Raw genomic sequence first — 392 nt, 5'->3', positions numbered from 1 at the left:
GTCCGCATTTACGCTGGGCTCGGGTTTGACGCCGACCTTTTCTCCCTGGGCCACCATGCCCTCGAGAGTCGATTCCAGCTGGAAATTGGCCGCATCGTCGGCAAAATCCGTCTTCTCGCCTGCTGCCTTGACTTTGGCTTTGAGGCTGTCTCTCAACGCCACCATGGCTCCCAGGGGCATGCCCGACGCAATCCCTTTGGCCAGGGCGATGATGTCCGGGACGACTCCGAAGTGCTCCATGGCAAACATTTTGCCCGTCCGTCCCATACCCGACTGCACCTCGTCCGCCACAAAGAGGATCCCGTATTTGCGGGTCAGTTTGTACAATTCCCGATGAAATTCGGTGGGCGGGACAATGTATCCTCCTTCCCCCTGAATGGGCTCCACGAAAA

Annotated in this window: 1 protein-coding gene; it reads right to left on the bottom strand. The window is 58.2% G+C overall.

Annotation, left to right across the window (positions count from 1 at the left end):
- Nucleotides 1-392, bottom strand: a 392-nt coding sequence (locus MWC30_RS22105; RefSeq protein ID WP_244086344.1) for an aminotransferase class III-fold pyridoxal phosphate-dependent enzyme, incomplete at both ends; no start/stop codon positions are given.

This window comes from Desulforhabdus sp. TSK, assembly GCF_022836495.1.
Taxonomy (GTDB): domain Bacteria; phylum Desulfobacterota; class Syntrophobacteria; order Syntrophobacterales; family Syntrophobacteraceae; genus Desulforhabdus.
The sequence above is the reverse complement of the archived record's forward strand: the minus strand, read 5'-3'. Positions and strand labels throughout refer to the sequence as shown.